This window comes from Brevundimonas sp. CURTG3B2_SDJG (assembly GCF_057364705.1).
Genome location: NZ_JBNFOJ010000220.1, coordinates 1 through 4,695 on the forward strand (window position 1 = coordinate 1; position 4,695 = coordinate 4,695).

The 4,695-nt window shown below is 71.9% G+C and carries 5 protein-coding genes and 1 pseudogene; all 6 read right to left on the reverse strand.

The genetic code is table 11. The features are described 5' to 3' along the window. Positions 1–113: 113 nt before the first annotated feature. Entirely contained in the window at positions 114–662 is a 549-nt protein-coding gene (locus tag AC2W7C_RS13570) for a chemotaxis protein CheD (protein WP_486001910.1), read from the reverse strand. Then, positions 659–1,048: a response regulator gene (locus tag AC2W7C_RS13575; protein WP_486001911.1), complete on the reverse strand. Its 390-nt coding sequence runs from the start codon at positions 1,046–1,048 to the stop codon at positions 659–661. Before AC2W7C_RS13575 ends, AC2W7C_RS13570 begins: the two co-directional genes overlap by 4 nt. Positions 1,049–1,056: 8 nt before the next feature. Further along, a pseudogene (locus AC2W7C_RS13580) lies at positions 1,057–2,114 on the reverse strand (protein-glutamate methylesterase/protein-glutamine glutaminase). Further along, on the reverse strand, positions 2,111–2,983 hold the full coding sequence (locus AC2W7C_RS13585; protein ID WP_486001912.1) for a CheR family methyltransferase: 873 nt from the start codon (positions 2,981–2,983) through the stop codon (positions 2,111–2,113). The pseudogene AC2W7C_RS13580 and the gene AC2W7C_RS13585 overlap by 4 nt, the downstream one beginning before the upstream one ends. After that, positions 2,980–3,438: a chemotaxis protein CheW gene (locus tag AC2W7C_RS13590; RefSeq protein ID WP_486001913.1), complete on the reverse strand. Its 459-nt coding sequence runs from the start codon at positions 3,436–3,438 to the stop codon at positions 2,980–2,982. Before AC2W7C_RS13590 ends, AC2W7C_RS13585 begins: the two co-directional genes overlap by 4 nt. A 2-nt stretch (positions 3,439–3,440) precedes the next feature. Continuing rightward, positions 3,441–4,695: chemotaxis protein CheA (locus AC2W7C_RS13595; RefSeq protein ID WP_486001914.1), on the reverse strand; the 1,255-nt coding region annotated here is incomplete at its 5' end.

Below are 4,695 nucleotides of genomic sequence, written 5' to 3' on the forward strand. Positions count from 1 at the left end.
CCGGCAAGGTCCGGATCAGGTCCCCGACCAGGCCCGCCAGGCCGTCCAGACTCGACCGCATGTCCGCCGTCTCGGCGCCAGGGCGGCCAGCAGGACGCGATCCGGGGCGCTCATCAGAACAGCTCCAGATCGCCGCCCGGCGCGACGGCGGGGGCCGGGTCCACGATCGGTCGGGGCGCGGCGGCGTCCGAGACGCCGCGTTGCAGGGCGCGTCCGTTGGACGGCCAGTAGTGCAGGCGCCGTCCGCCCACGCCCCGCAGGCTCCCGCTGACCACCCGGATGCCTTCGTCATGCAGGAAGCGCTCGGCGAAGGCGGCGTTGGCCATGCCGACGTCCTTCAGGGAATCGAACATCCGGCCGCCGCCGAACAGCTTGGCCTCCAGCCGCTCGCGCCGCGCCCCCGCCTTCAGCAGGTCGTTGATCAGCAGCTCCATGGCCCAGGCGCCGTAGCGGCGGCCCGCGTCGGTGCCCGCGCCCTCTCCGTCCGGCAGCAGGAAGTGGTTCATGCCCCCGACGCCGGCGAACGGATCGCACAGGCAGGCGGCGACGCAGCTGCCCAGCACCGTGGTCAGCATGACGTTGGGGTCGGCCGAGACGTGATGCTCGCCCTGGCCGACGTGGATGCGCTGCTCGGCGCGGTCCGAGGCGATGGCGGGGCTCATGTCAGCGGCCCGAAGACGCCTTCCAGCTTTTCCTTCAGCTGGGCGACGGTGAACGGCTTGACCAAGTAGTTGTTGACCCCGAATTGCACCGCGCGCTGGACCAGGTCGCGGTCGGCGCGGCCGGTCAGCATGATGAAGGCGGTGCCCTGGATCGGCGGGTGGGCGCGGATCGCGCGCAGCAGGCCCAGGCCGTCCAGGTTCGGCATGTTGAAGTCCGAGATCACCAGGTGGACCGGCTTGGTGATCACCTCGCGCAGGCCGATCTCGCCGTCCGCGGCCTCGCGGATTTCACGCACGCCGAGCTGCTGCAGGCTGTTGCGGACCAGCGACCGCATGGTCAGCTGGTCATCGACGATCAGGACGTTGAGGGCGGCGGCGGCGGGCATGGGAATCCTCAGGCGGCGGGCTGGTCCGCGCGGGACGCGGCGCAGAGATCGAGAATGGCGGGGCGGAGGCGGTGAAGCGGCAGTTGGCGCTCGACGGCGCCCAGCTCGTGGGCGGCGCGCGGCATGCCGTAGACGACGCTGGAGGCCTCGTCCTGACCCAGGGTCCGGGCCCCGGCCTCGCGCATGGCCAGCAGGCCCTTCGCGCCGTCCTTGCCCATCCCCGTCAGGATGATCCCGGTCATCGGGCGGCCTAGGCGGGCGACGGAGGCGAACAGGACGTCCACCGAGGGCCGGTGCCCGTTGACGGTGTCCGTCCGGCTCAGCCGACAGCGCGGAGTGGCCCCCGACACCTCCAGATGCGCCTCGCCGCCCGGCGCGATATAGACGTGGCCGGGCTTCACCGGCGCCCCGTCCTCGGCCTCGCTGACGGTGGGCGCGCAGACCTTGTCCAGACGGGCGGCGAAGCTCTTGGTGAAGGTCGCCGGCATGTGCTGGGTCACCACCGTCGCGGGGCAGTCGGCGGGGAAGCCGGACAGGATGGTCAGCAGGGCCTCGACCCCGCCGGTCGAGCGCCGATGGCCAGGACGTGCGCCGGATCGGGCCGATAGTCGGCCGCGGCCGGCGGGACGGTCGGGGCGTCGCTCCGGGCCCTCACCCGCGACCGGGCCGCGGCCTTCACCTTGGTCCCCAGCTCGGCGAAGGCGGTCAGGGCGGAAGCCCCATCCATCGGCTTGCCCACCGCGTCCACGGCCCCGATCTCGAGCGCGGCCACCGTCACCTCGGCGCCGGCCTGGGTCAGGGTCGAGACCATGACCACCGGCATCGGCCGCAGCCGCATGATCTTCTCGAGGAACTCCAGGCCGTTCATGTTCGGCATCTCGACGTCCAGGGTGATGACGTCGGGGTTCAGCCGCTTGATCGCCTCGCGCGCCTCCAGGGGGTCGGCGGCGGCGCCCACGACCTCGATCTCCGGATCGCGGCGCAGCGCGGCGCTGATCAGCCCGCGCATGGTGGGGCTGTCGTCGACGACCAGGACCCGGACCGGGAGCGTTTGGGCGGCGCTCATGCGGCGGCTCCCAGCCGGTAGGTGGTCAGGCCGCTGGTCTGCAGCTTCGCCGTCGCCGGCCCGCTCACCCGTTCGGAATGGCCGATGTAGAGCGTCGCGCCGGGGTTCATCAGCGGCGTGAACCGGCTCCACACCCGCTCCTGGGTGGCGTCGTCGAAATAGATCACGACGTTGCGGCAGAAGATGACGTCGAAGCGACCGCGCATGGGCCAGTCGCCGATCAGGTTCAGTTCCTTGAACGTCACCAGCCGGCGCAGCGCGGGGCCGGCGCTCCAGCGGTCCCGTCCGGCGCCGGGAGCGCGGTCGAAGTGACGGCGCCACAGCGTCGCCGGGGCCTGCTCCAGCGCCTCCTCCGAATAGGTCCCCGCGGCGCCCTCGGCGACCATGTTGGGGTCGATGTCGGTGGCCAGGATGCGGACGTCCAGCTCGGCCGCCTCGGGCAGAACCGACAGGACGGTCAGTCCCATCGAATAGGGCTCCTGGCCGTTCGAGCAGGCGGCGGACCACAGCCGTACTCGTCCGCCGGCGCGGGCGTGGGCCGCCAGCCGGGGCATGACCAGGTCGCGCAGGTGATCGAAGTGGTGCGGCTCGCGGTAGAAGCGGGTCACGTTGGTGGTCAGGGCGGCCGTCATGGCCTGGCGCTCGTCCACGCCATCGACGCCGTCGATCAGGGCGCAGTATTCGCGGAAGCTGCGCAGGCCCAGCGCCCGCAGCCGCTTGGCCAGGCGGGAGTAGACCAGGGCGGCCTTCCCCTCCCCCAGGGCGATGCCGGCGTGGCTGTGCAGCACATGGGCGATGTGACGGAAATCCTCGGCCGTCAGGGCGAACTCGCCCTCGACCAGGTGCGCCGTCCCGGCGGGCGAGGTCATGCGGCCTCGGCCTCCGCCGCCGGCAGGATCAGGTCCAGTTCGATCAGGCTGATCATCCGGCCGTCGACGGCGAAGATGCCCTTCACGAAGGCGCGCACCTCGTCGGACGCCACGTCCGGGGTCGGCTGGATGGCGCCCTCGCTCAGCTGGATGATGTCCGATACGGCGTCGACCAGCAGGCCGACGGTGCGGCCGCCGATATGGGCGACCATGATGACGTGCCGCGCGGTCGGCTCCGACGTCCGCAAACCGAACCGCGCGCCCAGATCGACGATCGGCAACACGGCCCCGCGCAGGTTGATGACCCCCTTCATGTAGCCGGGCGACCGCGGCAACGGGGTGGCCGGCGTCCAGCCGCGGATTTCGCGCACGGACATGATGTCCACGCAGAACTCCTGCTCGCCGATGCGGAAGGCGATCAGTTCGCGGATGGCGGCGGATTGGGCTTCGGTCATGATCAGCTCGCGAGCTTCAGGTCAGGCGCCGCCGATCGGCGGCGGGCGTTGGCGACGATGGCGTCCACGTCCAGGATCAAGGCGACCCGGCCGTCGCCCAGGATGGTCGCGGCGGCGACGCCCTCGACCTGCTGGTAGTTGGTCTCCAGACTCTTGATGACGACCTGGCGCTGCCCCTGGATGGCGTCGACCAGCAGGGCCGCGCGCGCGCCGGACTCGGTCTCCACGACCACCGCCACGCCCTGCGGCGAGGCTTCGGCGGTGTCCCGGAACCCCAGGCTCCGGGCCACGTCGACCAGGGGCACGAAGGCGTCCCGGAAGCGGATCACCGCGTCGTGGCCGCCGACGTAATGGATGTCCTCCGCGCGCGGCGTCAGGCTCTCGACGATGGCCGACAGCGGCGCGACCAGGGTCTGCTCGGCGGCGCCCACGACCATGCCGTCCAGCACCGCCAGCGTCAGCGGCAGGCTGAGGGTGAAGGTCGAGCCCTTGCCCGGAACCGAGCTGATCGAGATGCGGCCGCCCAGGGCCTGGATCGACCGGCGGACCACGTCCATGCCGACGCCGCGTCCCGAGATGTCCGACACCGTCGCCGCGGTCGAGAAGCCGGGCAGGAAGATCAGGTTGTCGACCTCGTCGTCGGTCAGGACCGCGTCCTCGGCGATCAGGCCGCGCTCGACGGCGATGCCGCGCACGCGGGGGCGGTTGATGCCCTTCCCGTCGTCCGAGATCTCGATGACGATCCGCCCCGACCGGTGCAGGGCCGCCAGCCGCACGGTCCCCTCGGCGGGCTTGCCGGCCGCCGCGCGCTCCTCGGGGCTCTCCAGCCCGTGATCGATGGCGTTGCGCAGCATGTGGGTGATCGGCTCGGCCAGGCGCTCGACCACGGTCTTGTCGACCTCGGTGTCCTCGCCGGCGGTGACCAGCTTCACCCGCTTGCCGGTCATCTCGGCGACCTCGCGGACCAGGCGCGGCATGCGCTGGAACACCGACTTCACCGGCTGGGCGCGGATGGCCATGACGCTGTCCTGGATCTCGCGCGTCAGCAGCTCCAGGTCTTCCAGCCCGACCGAGACGCCCGACGAGCGAGCCAGGCCGCTTTCCGTCACGCGCTGGGCCAGCATGGCCTGCTGGATGACCAGTTCGCCCACGACGTTGATCAGGCGGTCGACGCGGTCCAGGTCCACCCGGATCGTCGCCGGAGCGGGGCGGCGCCGGCGGCGTCGAAGCCGTCTGGACGGGCGCGGGCGGCCGGGG

Coding starts and splice junctions, on each gene's coding strand:
- AC2W7C_RS13585 (WP_486001912.1), bottom strand. CDS start 2,983: ATGACCTCGCCCGCCGGGACGGCGCACCTGGTCGAGGGCGAGTTCGCC.
- AC2W7C_RS13590 (WP_486001913.1), bottom strand. CDS start 3,438: ATGACCGAAGCCCAATCCGCCGCCATCCGCGAACTGATCGCCTTCCGC.
- AC2W7C_RS13575 (WP_486001911.1), bottom strand. CDS start 1,048: ATGCCCGCCGCCGCCGCCCTCAACGTCCTGATCGTCGATGACCAGCTG.
- AC2W7C_RS13570 (WP_486001910.1), bottom strand. CDS start 662: ATGAGCCCCGCCATCGCCTCGGACCGCGCCGAGCAGCGCATCCACGTC.